The following is a 16,725-nucleotide window of genomic DNA, read 5'->3' on the forward strand; positions in this document are numbered from 1 at the left end:
CAACACTAGACTGAAGCGGTGGAAATTGAGGATGAGACCCGTGCGACCAGGTACACCACTCTGGCCGCAGGCCCGGATTTCCGGCATGAACTGGAGATCCGACGCTCGCGCTTCATCACCGTCCTGCGCCGGTCGGGCGACGAGCACACCGCTCGCGATCTTGTGGCCGGCCTAAGGCGCGAGTTCCATGACGCGCGGCACCATTGCTCGGCGTTCGTGATCGGCCCTGACCGGATGATCCAACGATCCAGTGACGACGGTGAACCTTCCGGCACTGCGGGCATACCGATGCTTGAAGCACTAATCAAACGCGAATCAATGCCAGGGGTGACGGACCTCAGCGACGTCGCCGTCGTCGTCGTCCGCTATTTCGGCGGGATCCTGCTGGGTGCGGGCGGCCTGGTTCGGGCCTACTCCGAATCGGTTTCAACGGCGCTGGACCTCGCTCCCCTGGTCCAGCGCCAAAGGCTGCGTTTGTGCGGCATCGAGGTTTCCCACGCGGATGCGGGGCGTTTGGACAACGAGCTCCGCAACACGGGCTACGTTATGGCAGAGACTCGGTACGAGGCCCGGCACGCCGTCCTTCGGATAGCGGTTGCGGATGAACCGGGGGTTGTCGCGGAGGCCCACGCTCGGGTGGCGGCACTGACGGCAGGGAACTCGCTCCTCAGGCCTGAAGGTACCGAATGGATTGACCTTCCTGCCTGAAGAGCAGGCCAAAGGGTTAAAGCACCCCAAAGCTTAAATGACGAAGGACCCCTGCCCGAAGGCAGGGGTCCTTTGTTGGCTATTCAGCACATCCCGTGAGGGAGGCGGAATTAGTTGCCGGTCAGCTTCTCGCGCAGTGCGGCGAGGGCTTCGTCGGATGCCAGGGTGCCGGCGTTCGACTCAGCTGCAGCAGGCTCCGAGGAGTAGCTGGTAGCGCCGGAGTCGCTTTCACCGGACGTTGCAGCTGCAGCGTCATCGGCAGCGTGCTGGGCAACCTGCTTCTTGTGGGCTTCCCAGCGGGTCTGGGCGTCAGCGTACTGCTGCTCCCAAGCGGCACGCTGTGCTTCGTAGCCTTCGAGCCATTCGTTCGACTCGGGGTCGAAGCCCTCGGGGTACTTGTAGTTGCCCTCTTCGTCGTACTCAGCGGCCATGCCGTACAGAGCGGGATCGAACTCGGTGCTGTCTGCGTCAACGCCCTCGTTGGCCTGCTTGAGGGAGAGGGAGATGCGGCGACGCTCGAGGTCGATGTCGATGACCTTGACGAACAGTTCGTCGCCAACGGAGACAACCTGCTCGGCGAGCTCAACGTGGCGGACAGCCAGCTCGGAGATGTGAACGAGGCCTTCGATGCCGTCTTCGACGCGAACGAATGCACCGAACGGAACCAGCTTGGTGACCTTACCCGGAACAACCTGGCCGAGGGCGTGGGTGCGGGCGAAGGTCTGCCATGGGTCTTCCTGCGTAGCCTTGAGCGACAGGGAGACACGCTCGCGGTCCAGATCCACTTCGAGGACCTCGACGGTGACTTCCTGGCCAACCTCGACAACCTCGGACGGGTGGTCGATGTGCTTCCAGGAGAGCTCGGAAACGTGGACGAGGCCGTCTACGCCGCCAAGGTCCACGAATGCACCGAAGTTGACGATGGAGGAAACAACACCGGGGCGGACCTGGCCCTTTTCCAGCTTGTTGAGGAACGTGGAGCGGACCTCGGACTGGGTCTGCTCGAGCCATGCACGGCGGGACAGAACAACGTTGTTGCGGTTCTTGTCGAGCTCGATGATCTTGGCTTCGATCTGCTGACCGATGTACGGAGCGAGGTCGCGGACGCGACGCATCTCGACGAGGGATGCGGGCAGGAAGCCACGCAGGCCGATGTCCAGGATGAGGCCACCCTTGACAACCTCGATGACGGTACCGGTAACGACGCCGTCTTCTTCCTTGACCTTCTCGATGTCGCCCCAGGCACGCTCGTACTGAGCACGCTTCTTGGAGAGGATCAGACGGCCTTCTTTGTCTTCCTTGGTGAGAACCAGGGCTTCGACCTGGTCGCCAACAGCAACAACTTCGCCGGGGTCGACGTCGTGCTTGATGGAAAGCTCACGGGAAGGGATGACACCTTCGGTCTTGTAACCGATGTCGAGCAGAACTTCGTCGCGGTCGACCTTGACGACGGTACCTTCGACGAGGTCTCCGTCGTTGAAGTACTTGATGGTGGCGTCGACAGCTGCGAGGAAGTCCTCAGCGGTACCGATGTCGTTAATGGCGACTACGGGGGTACCGGGCTTCTCGGTGGAGGTGATGGTCATGTAGTAGGGGCTCCGTTGTGGATAGTTAGTCGGTCAGGCAAACCGCTGCCGTCCGGGTCCGGACGGCAGAACACGGCACATCGCCGGGTCATCCTGATTTGTGGATTAGTACAAAATGGATGCATGCACGTAGTACACGCCCGTTCATTCTAGTCGCAAGGGCAAAGAAGGGTCAAAAGCAGTGCCATGCCTACAAGATGTCCCCGAGACGGCCAAAGGAAATACCCTTGTCCAGCAGCCGTGGGAGGATGCGCGCGTAGCCTTCCGCAGTCGCACCCGCCGGTTTGTTGAAGTGTGAAATGACGATGTCCCCGGGGCCGACCCGGCCCACCTCGGCGGCGACGGTGGCCGCCGGAAACGTTGCTCCGCCGTCGCCATTGATCGTGAAATTCACCGGCAACATTCCGAGCCTGCGTGTCATGGCCGCTGTGACGTCGTCGTAAAACGCCGTCCCGGGACGGAAGAACCGTGGCGTCTTCCCGAAAGTGTCGAACATGGATTGCTGGTTGCCGGCGAGTTCGTCATACGCCGCCGAAACATTGGCTGTTCCGACGATGCCGTAAGCGGACCTCCCGTTCACGGATAGGGGCAGGTGCGAGGTGCCGTGGTTGGCAAGTTCGAACAACGGATCGGCCGCCAACTCGGCGGCAAGTGCTTGATTGGCACGGGTCCAGCGGTTGTTGACGAAGAGGGTCGCTGGAACGTTGAGCCGACGCAGGGTCCGCAGCAGTTCGTGGTCGCAGTCCGAACCACCCGGTCCGCCGCAGGCATCGAACGTCAGCGCGGCCTGCTTGGAAGGAGCGTCATTGACGACGCCTGTGACATGCAGCCCCCATTCCTGGGGTTTCCTGCCCGCGAACTCCGCCACGACTGTCCCTTTGCCGGGCAGCACAAGGGGCCTTGGCGTCGGCTGGGCCCGTGCGGCTGCGGCCTGCTCGCTGGACTTGGCGGCGATGGAGGGCGGCGGCGTGGCAGGTCCTGAAGGCCGCCGGTGCTCCGCTGCAACGTCTTGCTCCGGTGCCGGTGGGACGTTTCCGCTTCCCGCTTCGGCGCATCCGGCCAAAACAGCTGTCGCCAAGCCTGCCATTCCAAGCAGCACCGATCGCCGGCCGGCCAATGGCCGCCGCTTGGAATCCCCCATGGATGTCCTTACTGACGTTGTTGCTACGTGATTTTGATGTGTTGCAGCACCGACTACACGTGCCGCCGTTAGAAGTGTGTCAGACAGTGGGCCGGGCGTTCCACTGTGAACAATTGCTGCGCCCGGAAGGCAGAACCTGGCGTGTGCTCGCGGATACGGCCGGCGGCGGCGAGCGTGACGGGCGATACCGCGCCCAGGTAGATGGAAGCGAGGTCGGCCACGTCCAGGCTGAGGTCAGGCGTCAGTCCCGTCGCGTCATTGACGACGGCGGCAGCACCGCCGTCGGACTCCAGAACCCAGGCGCCCTCCGCCAAACCCAGGGAGTCCGTAACCTGCATTACCAAGCGATCGGAGACGGGGAAGCTTCTGGCCTCCAACGCTGCCTTGGCATCGAGGATCCTGAGCCACAGCATGTCACGGACGTCAGAGGACCCGATGCACCGGGGATCGTCGAGCGCCCACGCCAGAGGATCGTCCACGGGAGCTTCCAGCCAGGTCACTTGCTCGATCAGGTCGATGCTTCCCAGGAAGCGCCAGAGGTCCAGGTACGCCGCGTTGCTTGCCGCCACGAGATCCACAATTTCCATGGTGTACGGCTTGTGGTCCCAGCCTTTGAAACGGTACGAGACGTAGCCGTCCAAAGTACCGGACGCGTCGTAGTGCAGTGCCGCGCGGACTGAGGGATCGGCCTTGCCGTCGTGTCCGATCGACCCTGAGGCAACAAGCCGGTAGTACTCCTGCCGGTCCACGGACCCGGGTGAAAGGTGGTGGACTTTGGCAAAGACCTGCGGCGCCACGTCCAGGAGGACAGACGGGTCTGCGACTTCAACAGTTCCCGAAGCCTGCCCCTTGAGCCGGAAACGTGGTCCGGTGTCCACCGTGATGCTGCGTTCAAAGGTGGCGACACCGAAACCGAACCGTCCATAAATGGAACCTTCGGAAGCGGTCAGTGCCGCCATGGCGAGGCCGTCATCCTTGGCACCTTCCAAGTCCGCGGTGATCATTCCCCGCAGGATCCCGTTGCGTCGGTGGGTACCGCGGACCGTCACGGACGTAATCAGGTTGGACTCGAGCGTGCGCCCAAAGCCAATGTTCAGCGTCTTGCGCATAGTGGCGTAGGTTGCCACGGGGACGTCGGCAGCGAGCGAATGCTCTGGCACCTGACCTGTGACGTAGACCCCGGTCAGCTCACGCTTGTCTGTTTGGTAAGCCGCCAAGGTCTTGGCGAGGTACTCCTCGTCCCGCCGCTGCTGGTGGAACCCGTGGGACACTGCCTGCACCCAACGGGTTGAACGGTCATACGCCGCATCATTGCGATCGGCAACAACGGGGAATCTTTGGACGGAATATTTTGCGGTGTTGTGTTCCTTGGAATCAGCCACGCCTTCGAGCCTAGCCAGACGCTTGGGGGCGCGCCACCATCACGGCGGCGCGCCCCCAAGCGATCAAGGAATTGCTTGACGCAGGCTAGTGCCCGGCCTCGTACCAGCTGGAACCGACGCCGATCTGGACATCGAGCGGAACCGACAGGTCCGCTGCCGAACCCATCTGCTCGATGACCAGCTTCTCCACCGCCTCCCGCTCTCCCGGAGCCACTTCCAGGACGAGTTCGTCATGGACCTGCAGCAGCATGCGTGACTGAAGTCCCTGGCTGGCGAGCTCGGCTGAAACGCCCAGCATGGCGCGTTTGATGAGGTCCGCGGCGGAGCCCTGGATCGGCGAGTTCAGCGCGATCCGCTCGGCTGCTTCGCGGGCCTGGCGGTTGGTGCTGGTCAGGTCGGGGAGATAGCGCCGGCGGCCTTCGATGGTGGCGGTGTAGCCATCGGTCCTGGCTTGGTCCACGACTCCCCGCAGGTAATCCCGTACGCCACCGAAGCGGTCGAAGTAGTCCTTCATGAGCGTCCGGGCCTCATCCACGGAGATTTCCAGCTGTTTGGACAGCCCGAAGGACGTGAGCCCATAAGCCAAGCCGTAGGACATCGCCTTCACCTTGGAACGCATGGCACTGGTGACTTCTGCGGGCTCCACATTGAAGATCCGCGATCCCACGAAGCGGTGCAGGTCTTCACCGTCACGGTACGCCTGGATCAGGGCCTCGTCCCCGGAAAGGTGCGCCATGATGCGCATTTCGATCTGGGAATAGTCAGCGGACAACAAGCACTCATAGCCCTCGCTGACCACAAAGATGCCCCGGACGCGTCGGCCTTCTTCGCTGCGGACGGGGATGTTTTGCAGGTTTGGGTTGTTGGAGGAGATACGGCCCGTGGCGGCGATGTTCTGCGCGTAGGTGGTGTGGATCCGCCCATCGTCGGCAACCGACTTTTTCAAGGTTTCCACCATCTGGGCCAGCTTGGAGGACTCCCGGTGCGCCATGAGCTGGACCAGGAATTCGTGGCCGGTCTTCTCCAGCAGCGCCTTGAGGGAGGCGGCGTCGGTGGTGTAACCGGACTTGATCTTCTTGGTCTTGGGCAGTCCCAGTTCCTCAAAGAGCACAGTCTGCAGCTGCTTGGGCGAGCCCAGGTTGACCTCATGGCCGATGGCGGCGAAGGCCTGCTCCTGGGCAGATTCGATCACCTTCGTCAGATCTGCCAGCTGCTCATCCATCCGCTCCTGGGAGACGAAGATGCCTGTCAGTTCCATCTGCGCGAGGACGCGCGCCACCGGAAGCTCCAGAGTGGTCAGGAGGGCATCGGCGTTGCGGTCCGCCAGTTCCTTTTCGAAGTGTTTGCTGAGAGCCAGCACGACGGCGGCATGCTGCACCAACGCTGCAGCCGCGGCCTGGTCCGTTTCACCGGACAGGTCAAGTTCCAGCTGTCCGGACTGGGCGGCCGCAGGGCCCAAGGCGATCTTGAGGTGTACTTGTGCGAGTTCGGCGAGATCGTAGCTGCGGCGGTCGGGCTGGATCAGGTAGCCGGAGATGGACGTGTCATCCACAACCCCCTCGAGGCCCAGACCGCGGTTGTGCAGGGCCTTGAGTGCCGATTTGAACTCGTGGAGCACCTTGGCTTCTTCGGGATCGCGCAGCCAGCGGGCCAGTACGTCCTCAGCCGCTGCATCCAGGCCGGTCAGCTCAATGTAGGCTGCCCCGTTGGCACGTACGACTGCCAGGGCGCTGGCATCGTCGCCGATGCGGCCCGGGACAAGCTGGACGGCAAGGGCGGACCGCACCCCGGAACCGGCGGCGAAAAACGCCTCCAGTTCCTGGGCACCCGTGAGCGTGGCGAACTCAGGGGCATCGATGGTGTCGGGTGCAGCTCCTGCTGTGTCATCCCCGTACAGATCGAACAGCCTCGTACGAAGGGTCCGGAACTCAAGCTCCTCAAAGAGTTCCTCAATGGCCTGCCGGTCCGGGCGCGGCTCGTGGAGGTCTTCCAAAGTGATCGGAAGGTCCAAGTCGGTGAGCAATTGGTTCAGCCGCCGGTTGCGCTTGACGTTTTCCAGGTTCTCTTTGAGCGCCCCGCCCACCTTGCCCCCGATGGAATCAAGGTTTTCCAGGATTCCTTCAAGGCCTCCGTAGAGGTTGATCCATTTGGCAGCCGTCTTGGGGCCGACACCGGGCACGCCCGGGAGGTTGTCCGCGGACTCCCCGACCAGCGCGGCCAGGTCTGAGTACAGGCCGGGCTTGACGAAGTACTTTTCTTCGATGGCCGCTGCGTCCATCTTGGGGATGTTGCTGACACCTTGCTTGGGGTAGAGCACAAAAACGTTTTCGTTGATCAGCTGGAAGGCATCCCGGTCGCCGGAAACCAGAAGTACTTCGAAACCGGCAGCGTCGGCCTGCGAAGCAAGGGTCGCGAGGACATCGTCAGCCTCGTATCCGGGCATGGCGATGGTCTTGATGCCCCATGCCTCCATCACCCGGGCGATGAGGCCGATCTGGCCGGCGAACTCCGCGGGCGTGGCGTTGCGGCCGCCCTTGTATTCGCTGTACTCCGCCTTCCGGAAGGTCGTGTCGTCCGAGACGTCAAAGGCGACGGCGACGTGGGTGGGCTTCTGGTCCTTGATCAGGTTGATCAGCATAGACGTAAAACCGTGCACGGCGTTGGTGTGCTGACCACGGGCGGTCGAGAAATTCTCGGCAGGAAGGGCGTAGAAAGCCCGGAAAGCCATGGAGTGGCCGTCCAGGACCAGCAACCTGGGCCGGCCCTCCCCCGTGGTACTGCTGGATGTTGTGGCAGAGGGGGCGGGTGCTGTGGCAACTGCAGCAGCCTGGGCCGTTGGAATCTGGTCCGGTTTGGTTGTTTCACTCACAGGTGCCAGCCTAGTTGGCATGATGGACAATTTCACGCCGAACAGCTTTGTGGACCAACTCAACGAGGCCGGTGTGCCCGAAGAGTTCCACGATTGGCTTTCCGCGCACGGAGTGGGGTCGCTCGTGGTGAAAATGGGAATCCGCTTCACCGAGATGAGCGCAGAACGCATGGTGGCAACCATGCCGGTTGAGGGCAACACGCAGGTGGCGGGCATCCTCCACGGCGGGGCGCACGTTGTGCTGGCAGAAACCCTGGGGTCTTTCGCAGCCTCATTGCACGCGGGCAGGGGGCGCCACGCTGTGGGTATCGAAGTGGGCGCAACCCACCACCGTTCCGTGGCAACGGGCATTGTGACGGGAACCTGCACCGCCATCCACCTCGGCGGCACGTTGGCCACGCATGAAATTGTCATCACTGACGAGTTGGGCCGCAGGCTCTCTACTGCCCGCATTACCAACATGATCCGGGACAACCGCCACTGAATCGCTCTGCCGGCAGTGGACCCGGCGGTCAACGTGGGCGTCGCGGCAGCCTGTAATGCAACTCTGCCGCGGCCCCGCCAAGGATCCTGGACGAGACCAACTCAAGGGGCGGCGTCGGCCCCTTGAGCGGCAAGAGCGGCTTCCCCGCGCCCAAAACGACCGGCACGACAGTGACGATGATCTCCTCGAGCAGGCCGGCGTCCGCAAACTGTGCCACGAGTTCCCCGCCACCGAGCAACCAGACATTCTTCGGGCCGGCATCCTCGAGCAGGTCCGGGGCGAACTCCGTGACGTCGCCCCGGACAAAAGTAATGTCAGCACCGGCGGGGGCGGAGTACTCGTGGTGCGTAAAGACCCAGCACGGGATGTTCGGGTAGGGCCAAGTGTCCGGCTGGTGCTCCATGAGCCATCGGTAGGTGTCCCCGCCCATGGCGATGCAGCCAACGCCGGCCATGAACGACTCGATGCCCTCGTTCACGCCGTCAACGCTTTCGAACTGCATGAGCCAGCCAAGGTCGTCGTCCGGTGATGCGATGAAACCGTCGATGGTGGAAGCTACGTAGTACTGGAAGGTCGACATGGCCCCAGACTAGTCAGTCCGAAGCAGGGTTCCCATACTCCACGCGGACGCTGCCGTTGTCCGGCAGAACCACTACCCGTCCCCGTTCCAACGACCATCCGTCATTCAGCAGGAAGATCCGTCCACCGCTGACTACCAGCAGGCGAAGACCGGTGTAACGGTACAACGGAGCTGCTTCCGTCCCGGCCGCCTCTTCCTTGACGTTGGGCACCGTGACGGCCAACCGCTCTTTGCTGTATACGACGGCGGTGGGCAGCAGGTGGGCACGTTCCTGGTAGTCGATGGCCGCTCCCCTGCCCAGCGCCTGCGCGTAGTCGGACGTGCCCCAGAACAGCAGCAGCGTGACCAGGACAAACACCAGCCACCCTTCGATTCCCCGCCGACCGGGTTGGCCGCCCTGGACGGCCAACCCGGCTGCCCGGCGTCGAACGCCAAGGCCCCACGAGCCCACCACCAGTCCGGCCGCGATCAGAAACGGCGCATAAAGCACACTTTGTCCAGGGCGGGCCGTCACAACGATCCACATGACGGCGGCAAAGATGAAGCCCAGAAGGAGAAGCACAGTAGCCGAGACCATCACCGGCTTCCTGTGCCGGGGTGATTCAAGGACGTGGGCCACGGCACGGTCGAGCATGAGCCAGAGCAGGCCGATCACTGCCAGCCAGGCCAGCGGCTGGAACAGGGACTGGATGCTCCTCAAGATGAAGTCCTGGACCGTATAGCCAAACAGGCTGACGTCCAATCCCATGGACTTGGCTTGGGCATCGGTGCGCGCCCACCCGAAGTAGACCAGCAAGGCCGTGACCACCGTCAGCGGCGGACCCACCACCGAGAGCACCTCGAGGGTCCGCTTCCAGCGGGTACTGCTGCCATCGGTGGCCGCGGGGACGTCGCTCACGGTGATGCCGTGGTGGAAGATTCACCAGCCGACGTCGATGGCTGGCTTGAGGGGCCTGGTTTACCTGTCGCCGGGGTACCGGTTCCCGCCGTACCGGAAGGCGATGCGGTGTTGTCATAGAAGAAAGTGGCTGCCCCTGCAATGTCCACAGTGTCCGTCACTGAAATCCGAATGGAGGCGCGTCCATTCGCAGGAGGCATGCGCAAATACACTTTCCCGTAATCTTCCCTGTCGCCCACGAACTCGGCGTCTGCGGGCACACCGTCGAACAGGACCTCGCCAATGCGGACGTAGTAGCCGTCAAGGCGGACTATCGTGCCCCCGGTAGCAGGACCGGACGCGCGGGGTGTTCCCGGCACGGGCCTGAGCTGTTCGTCCACCACGGTCAAACCGCGCAGTTGGCGGGGACAGGCTTCACCCACGCCGGGTTCCACCGTGAGAACGCCGTTGGCGCTGCTGCGGTGTTGGGCCACCATCATGGCCGACATGGCCGCGACCCTGAACTCGAGGCACTGGTTTTCCGGGATCCGTGGGGTGGCTGAAACGGCGTTCGATGCCCTTTCCCAATCCTCGGCCTTGCCGCTGAGAACAGCACGGCAGACGGCGGCTCCTGCCAGCCAGACAGCGTCGTCCCCGGCGCCCTCGACGCTTCGGGCCAAGGCGTCACACTGGAACTGCTGGAGCAGGAGGTAGCGCTGGCCGGATGTGGGGTCGTTGGGCCCGATCGGGCCGACGGGAATCCATCGAACAACCGGCGCGTTTTCCTGCGGGGCTCCGGGGCCGGCCGGACCGGCTGGCTGGACCGCTGTCGGGGCGCCAATGGTGGAACTGTTCGGGCCCGGGGTGCTGGCCGCCGGGGCACTGGAACCCTGCTGCGGTGACAACCCCTCGGGAGCGGGCGGCAAGCACGCTGCAAGGGCCAGCACCAGCACCAGCGCCAGTCCGAAAACGCTGCTTCGGGAAGGGCACATCATGACAGCCCCATATCTGCCGGACCACAACCACGCAGCCATACGCATGGCTACACAGCTGATTATTCTCCCGAATGGACCTTGCTGCCAGAGACAGTGCTACTTTCCGAAGTACGGAACAATCAGGTAGATGCCGAACAAAACGGCGATGCCACAGAGGCCAAAGCAAACGTAGGCCAGGGAGCGCACCAGGGCAGGTGACTTGTGCTGGATGTCACCGGCTATCGCAGTGAGCCGGACGCCCAGCGAATAGAGCACGACGAGCGTCACGGCGGCTACGAGCGTCACACCGGCCACCTGCAGCAGTTCCAACCATTTCATCGCTGCACGTCCTTGCTCGGGGTGGTCTTTCGTGACTTCTTCTTCTTGCGGAACCTGACGGCGTGGCCGGCTTCTTCAACCTCGACGGCGTTGTGGTGTCCGACGTGCGATTTGCGGGAAACGACGAACATGAACAGGATTGCTGCCGTTCCGACCACGGCGGCGATGATGACGCCCACGGTCCCGGCTCCCACGAGCAGGGCGGTCAACGCACCAACGATGGCGGATGCCGGAAGGGTAAAGAGCCAGCCCAACGCGATCTTGCCGGCTGTGCCCCAGCGGACGGAGGTACCCTTTCGGCCAAGCCCGGAACCGATTACAGAACCCGAGGCAACCTGGGTAGTGGAGAGAGCAAAGCCGAGGTGCGAAGAGGCGAGGATCGCGGAGGCGGTGCTTGTTTCTGCGGAGAACCCCTGAGCAGGCTTGACCTCCGTCAGGCCGGATCCCATGGTGCGTATGATGCGCCAGCCGCCCGCGTAGGTACCGATGGCGATCGCGAAGGCACATGCTGCGATGACCCAGAACTGCGGTCCGCTGCCGGGGGCCTGCGTTCCGCCCGCGATGAGGACCAAGGTAATGATGCCCATGGTCTTCTGGGCGTCGTTGGTACCGTGGGCCAAGGCCACGAGGCTGGAGGTGAAGATCTGCCCGGTCCGGAAACCGCCGCGCTTCTGGGTGAGCTTGTCGCCGGTTTCAGGATCGTGCCTGGAGGTAAGCGCATAGGCCAGCCGGGTACAGATGTACGCCACGCCACCGGCAATAAGCGGTGCAAAGACTGCGGGAAGGATGACCTTCTGCAGAACTGTTTCAAAGTTGATGGAGTGGAAACCGATGCCCACTACCGCGGCGCCGATAAGGCCGCCGAAGAGTGCGTGCGAGGAACTCGACGGCAGGCCCTTGAGCCAGGTGATCATGTTCCACAGGACTGCGCCCATAAGGCCGGCAAAGATAATGTCCGGGGTGATGTGGATTCCGTCGGAACCTTCCCGGATCAGCCCGCCGGAAATGGTCTTGGCCACTTCCGTTGACAGGAAGGCGCCCACGAGGTTGAGGACCGCAGCCAAGGCAACGGCCGTTTTGGGCTTGATCGCCCCCGTAGCGATAGGCGTGGCCATCGCATTGGCTGTGTCGTGAAAGCCGTTGGTGAAGTCAAAGAATAGGGCCAACGCTATTACCAGCGCGACCATGAAGGTGATATCCACCTGTTGCCCAATCTGCAGAGTCGACGTTCAGCAGTTCCACTTCCCCATACCTGCCATCCACAGCATAGTTCAGCAAGTGTTCAACTGACCCTGCTTGCGGGATTCACTCTGGCGGGCTTGAAACCTTAAGAATCCTACGTGCCATACACCGAGGGGCCAAACGACTGCGGCCCGGAATTCAACCGAGGTAGCTGCGGACGGCCGCAAGTTCGGCGCGGCTCAACCCCTTGCGGGGATCGGGTGAGATGCACAGCACACGGTCCTGCTGGTATTCCGCCCACGAGCGTGCGTCGGACTCCTGGCTGAGCTGGTCGTCGACCCAGGCGAAGCGCTGGCTCCCGCTGGCTGCCAGATCCTTTTGCAGGGCCACCAGCTTCCACCATTCCGGCCCCTGGTCCCAGCCCTGGCTGGACAACACAGGCCAATCGCGGCCGTTGAGACCTATGGCCGGGCACAGAAACTCCGGGGCCAAATGCTCCCATGTCGTCAGCCACACAAAGCGAGCGGCCGGATGTTCGGCGAGGGCGTTGAGCTCCGCGACGGCCTCAGGCGCAAAGGCCACCTCCAGGATGCCGGCGTCGGCGGTGCTCCATTCGCTGCCCCAGTCTGTGGTGCCCATCGGGCTAAAGGGGTTCACCACGCCGTCGACGTCCAGATAGATGGATACCGGTGTCACGGTGCCCTCCATGGAATCCTCATGCGTCCCCTTCCCCAACGGTTGAAGCCAGCCTACGGGAACGCTGCCTGACCGGACGCTGCTACCGGAAAAATCAATCCCTTGACGTTCGTCATGCAAATGATATTCTCGATGCATGGAAAAGCTCCCAGTCCATCCCTCACGCAATGTCCGCGACATCGAGGACTCCGTCCGCACCGATTTCCGGCACGCCATGTCCTATGGCGGATACTTGGACCTTGACCGCCTGCTCACCTCGCAGCACCCCTTGAGCAAGCCGGAACACCACGACGAATTGCTCTTCATCATCCAGCACCAGACCAGTGAACTCTGGCTCAAACTGGTGCTCCATGAGCTGCTGGAGGCGCGGCGGCTTTTCGACGCCGACAACCTGGGCAAGGCGCTCAAATGTATTGCGCGCGTCAAGGCCATCCAACGCACCATGACCGAGCAATGGTCGGTCCTGGGCACCCTGACCCCTCGCGAATATGCCCAGTTCCGTGGATTCCTGGGCAGTTCATCGGGTTTCCAGTCGTATCAGTACCGCGGAGTGGAATTCCTGCTGGGCAACAAGAACCGGGGGATGCTGCGGGTCTTCGAAAGTGAACCGGAAGCCCATGCCTTGCTCAGCACGCTCCTGGAAGAACCTACGCTGTACGACGCTTTTCTGGCCGTGTTGTCCCGGGCGGGCTATGACATCCCCGCCGACATTCTCGAGAGAGACACGAGCGAACCGTGGACCTTCCACCAGGATCTGGTCCCCGTCTTCCAAAAAATCTACGAGTCCGATGACACTCCGTGGGGGCTCTATGAGGCCTGCGAGGACCTTGTGGACATCGAGGACAACTTCCAGGCCTGGCGTTTCCGCCACCTACGGACCGTTCAACGCACCATCGGATTCAAAGTGGGCACGGGCGGGTCCTCCGGCGTGGACTTCCTCAAACGTGCTTTGGACCTGACCTTCTTCCCCGAGCTCTACGCCGTCCGGACCGAGATCGGCAATTAGCAGCGTGCCACACATTCCCGCAGGAGAAATGATGACCACCGAACAGCAGACCCAATGGCCGACGGCGGCAGAACTGGACGCGGCGGATCCCCTCGCCGCCCAGCGTGAAGCCTTTTACGCGCCCGACGCCGAACAGCTCACCTCGTACCTGGACGGCAACTCGCTGGGCAGGCCACTGAAGGCAACGGCGGAGAACCTCGCCTCATTCGTTCATGACGCCTGGGGCAGCCGCCTCATCCGTGGATGGGACGAACAGTGGATGGACGAACCGACCCTGGTCGGAGACCGCATCGGTGAGGTCACGCTCGGCGCGGCCCCCGGGCAGGTCACGGTAGGTGACTCCACGTCCGTCATGCTGTACAAAATGATCCGCGCGGCAGTGGATGCCCAGCCTGGCCGGGACGAGATCATCATCGATCGCGACAACTTCCCGACAGACCGTTTCATCATCGAAGGCATTGCACAGGAACGCGGGGCCACAATCAAGTGGATCGCGGCCAACCCCACCAGCGGCGTCCGCGCCGCTGACCTGGACGGCCTCCTGGGCGAGCGGACCGCCGTCGTGGTCCTCAGCCACGTTGCCTACCGCTCGGGCTTCCTTGCCGACGCCGAGGGGATCACGGCCAAGGTGCACGAGGCCGGTGCACTGATGCTGTGGGACCTGTGCCATTCGGTGGGATCGGTGCCCATGGAGCTGGACGCCTGGGGCGTGGACCTTGCCGTCGGCTGCACCTACAAGTACCTCAACGGTGGCCCGGGCTCCCCCGCCTTCGCCTACGTCAATGCGTCCCGGCAGGAACATTTGCAGCAGCCCATCTGGGGCTGGATGGGCGCGGACAATCCGTTCGGGATGACGGATGCGTACCGCCCGGCGCAGGGCATCCGACGCTTCATCACAGGCACGCCGCCCGTCCTGGCCATGCAGCCGTTGAAGGACATGGTGGAACTGATCGCCTCCGTGGGGATGGAGGCCGTCAGGGACAAGTCGGTCAAGCTCACGGAGTACGCCATTGCCCTCTCCGAGGAACTCCTGGTCCCTCTGGGTGCCCGGATTGTGAGCCCGCGTGAGGCCTCCGAGCGTGGTTCCCACATCACTGTTGACCACCCGCTCTTCGCCGACGTCACGGCCAGGCTCTGGGAGAAGGGCGTCATTCCCGACTTCAGGCCTCCGCATGGCCTCCGCATCGGGCTTTCACCGCTGAGCACGAGCTTCGCCGAGGTCGAGCTGGGGGTTTCAGCCATCCGGGACGTCCTCACCGAACTGCTGTGAGCCGGAAGTGAGTGCCGTCCTCGACGACATGGACTCCCGCCCAGGGAGTACGCCGTCCTTGCTGCGAACAGTCATCGGGCTGTACTTGCGCGATGTTGGTGGCTGGATGTCCACCAAGGACATCGTGGCGCTGATGGATGCCCTGGGGACATCGGCAACCGTGACGCGGACAGCCCTGGGCCGGCTGCGGAAGAAAGACGTCCTGAGCCAGGAGAACCGCGGAGGAACTCCGGGCTTCACCCTGACGCAAGGTGCTGCGGCCATGCTGGCCCGCGGTGACCGACGCATCTACAACCCCAGGAGCATGTCCCCCTCCGACCCTTGGTGTTTGATCTCGTTCTCCATCCCGGAGACGGAGCGGGAGAAGCGACACCAACTGCGGCGCAGGCTCCACTGGATTGGCTGCGGAACGGTCGCCGCCGGCTTGTGGATCTGCCCGGACTCCCTTCGGGTGGAAGTGGAGGAAATCCTTGCCGACCTCGAGCTGCGGGACATGGCGACGATCTTTGTTGCCGGTACGCCGCTGGTGGGTGGGAGCCTCCAGGAGGCAGCGTCGGCTTGGTGGGATCTGGACGCCGTAGCCGAACTCCACAGGGACTTCATCCGCGAGCACGCCCACGCGGTCGCTGATGCCGGACAGACAGTGGAACCGGGCGCAGCGGCCTTTGCCGGCTACGTCCAGTGCATCGACCGGTGGCGCATCATTCCCTACCTGGATCCCGGGCTGCCCTCGACCTTCCTCCCTGATGACTGGCCGGGCGCTGAAGGCGCCGGGCTGTTTGGCCGGATTGTCGCCGCCTACAAAGAGCCCAGTGCCGAATTCGTGCGGCACACGGTCCAAGGCATCCGCGTCGCCACGACCTTATGAAAAGGCGGGTCAGTTTTCCGCTTTCACCCTTGAAACGAAGCGGAACCTGTCCCCACGGAAGGTGCTGTGCGTCCATTCGACCGGAACACCGCCGCCGTCCTTGGCCAGCCGATGCACCACCAGCAGCGGCGCCCCCATTTCGATGCCCAGCAGCTCAACATCAGCTGGACCGGCCAAAGCGGTTTCGACAGTATCTTCAACCTCGGCGATATGTATCCCATACACGTCCTTGAGCACGGCATACAGGGAGCCGGACTTGGCGAGGTTGGCCTTGAAACGGGGAAGCTTCCCCGGGAGCCAGGCAACTTCGTGGGCCAGCGGCGCCCCCTCGATCAACCGGATGCGTTCGAGCCGGGTAACGGAGTCTCCCTCAGCCAACGCCAGGTGGGCTGCGACATCTTGGTCAGCTTTGACGACCTCCAGCGCCAACAGCGTGGAGCCCGGGCTGAGGCCCTGGGTCCTTGCGTCGTCGGAAAACGACGTCAGTTGCCTGACATGGGTCACCTTGGGAGGAGCCACAAACGTTCCATGGCCCTGGATCCTGCCGAGCTTTCCCTCCGCGACAAGTTCACTGATGGCCATGCGGACAGTAGTTCGGGAGGTCGCAAAGCTCTGCGCCAGGGCCCGTTCCGTGGGGATGAGGGTGCCTGGCCGGAGACCGGCCATGAGGGCCAGTATTCCGGTCTTGACGACATAGTATTTGGGCGTTGCACGCTTGATGTCAGCAGGCATAGGGACAACCTACCTGTAGACAAGGCGATTG

General features: G+C 63.1%; 16 protein-coding genes. 5 read left to right on the top strand and 11 right to left on the bottom strand.

Annotation, left to right across the window (positions count from 1 at the left end; all coding sequences use genetic code 11):
- The first annotated feature begins 18 nt into the window (after positions 1 to 18).
- On the top strand, positions 19 to 708 hold the full coding sequence (locus tag PQ627_RS00825) for an IMPACT family protein (protein ID WP_274257871.1): 690 nt from the start codon (positions 19 to 21) through the stop codon (positions 706 to 708).
- A 110-nt stretch (positions 709 to 818) separates the two neighbouring features.
- Here the strand turns inward: PQ627_RS00825 and rpsA are convergent, their stop codons facing one another.
- From rpsA to polA, 4 genes are all read right to left on the bottom strand, one after another.
- Positions 819 to 2,294, bottom strand: a complete 1,476-nt coding sequence (gene rpsA / locus PQ627_RS00830) for a 30S ribosomal protein S1 (protein WP_144658748.1) — start codon at positions 2,292 to 2,294, stop codon at positions 819 to 821.
- 190 nt (positions 2,295 to 2,484) lie between these two features.
- Positions 2,485 to 3,435, bottom strand: a complete 951-nt coding sequence (locus PQ627_RS00835; RefSeq protein WP_274257874.1) for a polysaccharide deacetylase family protein — start codon at positions 3,433 to 3,435, stop codon at positions 2,485 to 2,487.
- Positions 3,436 to 3,503: 68 nt separating this feature from the next.
- Positions 3,504 to 4,817: a GNAT family N-acetyltransferase gene (locus tag PQ627_RS00840; RefSeq protein WP_274257876.1), complete on the bottom strand. Its 1,314-nt coding sequence runs from the start codon at positions 4,815 to 4,817 to the stop codon at positions 3,504 to 3,506.
- Positions 4,818 to 4,902: 85 nt separating this feature from the next.
- Positions 4,903 to 7,545 carry a DNA polymerase I gene (gene polA, locus PQ627_RS00845; protein WP_274258317.1) on the bottom strand — a complete coding sequence of 881 codons (2,643 nt, stop codon included), beginning with the start codon at positions 7,543 to 7,545 and terminating at the stop codon, positions 4,903 to 4,905.
- Between the two features lie 160 nt (positions 7,546 to 7,705).
- Here polA and PQ627_RS00850 point away from each other — a divergent pair, with 160 nt between their 5' ends.
- Positions 7,706 to 8,170 (top strand): hotdog fold thioesterase, encoded by a 465-nt coding sequence (locus PQ627_RS00850; RefSeq protein ID WP_274257878.1) that lies wholly within the window; start codon positions 7,706 to 7,708, stop codon positions 8,168 to 8,170.
- Between the two features lie 28 nt (positions 8,171 to 8,198).
- Here the strand turns inward: PQ627_RS00850 and PQ627_RS00855 are convergent, their stop codons facing one another.
- The 6 genes from PQ627_RS00855 to PQ627_RS00880 all read right to left on the bottom strand — a co-directional run bounded on the left by PQ627_RS00855 (position 8,199) and on the right by PQ627_RS00880 (position 12,830).
- Positions 8,199 to 8,750: a dihydrofolate reductase family protein gene (locus PQ627_RS00855; RefSeq protein WP_274257880.1), complete on the bottom strand. Its 552-nt coding sequence runs from the start codon at positions 8,748 to 8,750 to the stop codon at positions 8,199 to 8,201.
- A 13-nt stretch (positions 8,751 to 8,763) separates the two neighbouring features.
- Positions 8,764 to 9,648 carry a hypothetical protein gene (locus PQ627_RS00860; RefSeq protein WP_260842278.1) on the bottom strand — a complete coding sequence of 295 codons (885 nt, stop codon included), beginning with the start codon at positions 9,646 to 9,648 and terminating at the stop codon, positions 8,764 to 8,766.
- A complete protein-coding gene (locus PQ627_RS00865; RefSeq protein WP_274257885.1) occupies positions 9,645 to 10,622 on the bottom strand; it encodes a hypothetical protein in 978 nt (325 codons plus the stop codon). Before PQ627_RS00865 ends, PQ627_RS00860 begins: the two co-directional genes overlap by 4 nt.
- Before the next feature lie 96 nt (positions 10,623 to 10,718).
- The gene (locus PQ627_RS00870; RefSeq protein WP_274257888.1) at positions 10,719 to 10,940 is read right to left on the bottom strand and encodes a hypothetical protein; all 222 of its coding nucleotides are present in this window, start codon (positions 10,938 to 10,940) and stop codon (positions 10,719 to 10,721) included.
- Positions 10,937 to 12,142, bottom strand: a complete 1,206-nt coding sequence (locus PQ627_RS00875) for an inorganic phosphate transporter (RefSeq protein ID WP_144658740.1) — start codon at positions 12,140 to 12,142, stop codon at positions 10,937 to 10,939. Before PQ627_RS00875 ends, PQ627_RS00870 begins: the two co-directional genes overlap by 4 nt.
- Before the next feature lie 178 nt (positions 12,143 to 12,320).
- Positions 12,321 to 12,830: an HAD domain-containing protein gene (locus PQ627_RS00880; protein ID WP_274257891.1), complete on the bottom strand. Its 510-nt coding sequence runs from the start codon at positions 12,828 to 12,830 to the stop codon at positions 12,321 to 12,323.
- 124 nt (positions 12,831 to 12,954) lie between these two features.
- Between PQ627_RS00880 and kynA the strand changes: the two genes are divergently transcribed.
- From kynA to PQ627_RS00895, 3 genes are read left to right on the top strand one after another with little or no spacing between them, the layout of a single operon-like run.
- On the top strand, positions 12,955 to 13,824 hold the full coding sequence (gene kynA, locus PQ627_RS00885; protein ID WP_274257893.1) for a tryptophan 2,3-dioxygenase: 870 nt from the start codon (positions 12,955 to 12,957) through the stop codon (positions 13,822 to 13,824).
- Positions 13,825 to 13,855: 31 nt separating this feature from the next.
- The gene (locus PQ627_RS00890) at positions 13,856 to 15,094 is read left to right on the top strand and encodes a kynureninase (protein WP_144658737.1); all 1,239 of its coding nucleotides are present in this window, start codon (positions 13,856 to 13,858) and stop codon (positions 15,092 to 15,094) included.
- A gap of 7 nt (positions 15,095 to 15,101) precedes the next feature.
- Positions 15,102 to 15,962, top strand: coding sequence for a PaaX family transcriptional regulator (locus PQ627_RS00895; protein ID WP_274257895.1), 861 nt, complete (start codon positions 15,102 to 15,104; stop codon positions 15,960 to 15,962).
- 9 nt (positions 15,963 to 15,971) lie between these two features.
- Here PQ627_RS00895 and PQ627_RS00900 read toward each other — a convergent pair whose 3' ends face one another.
- Positions 15,972 to 16,694 (bottom strand): GntR family transcriptional regulator, encoded by a 723-nt coding sequence (locus PQ627_RS00900; RefSeq protein WP_274257898.1) that lies wholly within the window; start codon positions 16,692 to 16,694, stop codon positions 15,972 to 15,974.
- Positions 16,695 to 16,725 lie beyond the last annotated feature (31 nt).

The sequence above is a fragment of the Paenarthrobacter sp. AB444 genome, from assembly GCF_028736865.1.
GTDB lineage: Bacteria > Actinomycetota > Actinomycetes > Actinomycetales > Micrococcaceae > Arthrobacter > Arthrobacter nicotinovorans_B.

Bases quoted from the DNA above. Each gene is read 5' to 3' on its own strand.
- rpsA (WP_144658748.1), bottom strand. From the start codon at position 2,294: ATGACCATCACCTCCACCGAGAAGCCCGGTACCCCCGTAGTCGCCATT.
- PQ627_RS00835 (WP_274257874.1), bottom strand. From the start codon at position 3,435: ATGGGGGATTCCAAGCGGCGGCCATTGGCCGGCCGGCGATCGGTGCTG.
- polA (WP_274258317.1), bottom strand. From the start codon at position 7,545: ATGGCTTTCCGGGCTTTCTACGCCCTTCCTGCCGAGAATTTCTCGACC.
- PQ627_RS00850 (WP_274257878.1), top strand. From the start codon at position 7,706: ATGATGGACAATTTCACGCCGAACAGCTTTGTGGACCAACTCAACGAG.
- PQ627_RS00855 (WP_274257880.1), bottom strand. From the start codon at position 8,750: ATGTCGACCTTCCAGTACTACGTAGCTTCCACCATCGACGGTTTCATC.
- PQ627_RS00865 (WP_274257885.1), bottom strand. From the start codon at position 10,622: ATGATGTGCCCTTCCCGAAGCAGCGTTTTCGGACTGGCGCTGGTGCTG.
- PQ627_RS00870 (WP_274257888.1), bottom strand. From the start codon at position 10,940: ATGAAATGGTTGGAACTGCTGCAGGTGGCCGGTGTGACGCTCGTAGCC.
- PQ627_RS00880 (WP_274257891.1), bottom strand. From the start codon at position 12,830: ATGGAGGGCACCGTGACACCGGTATCCATCTATCTGGACGTCGACGGC.
- kynA (WP_274257893.1), top strand. From the start codon at position 12,955: ATGGAAAAGCTCCCAGTCCATCCCTCACGCAATGTCCGCGACATCGAG.
- PQ627_RS00890 (WP_144658737.1), top strand. From the start codon at position 13,856: ATGACCACCGAACAGCAGACCCAATGGCCGACGGCGGCAGAACTGGAC.
- PQ627_RS00900 (WP_274257898.1), bottom strand. From the start codon at position 16,694: ATGCCTGCTGACATCAAGCGTGCAACGCCCAAATACTATGTCGTCAAG.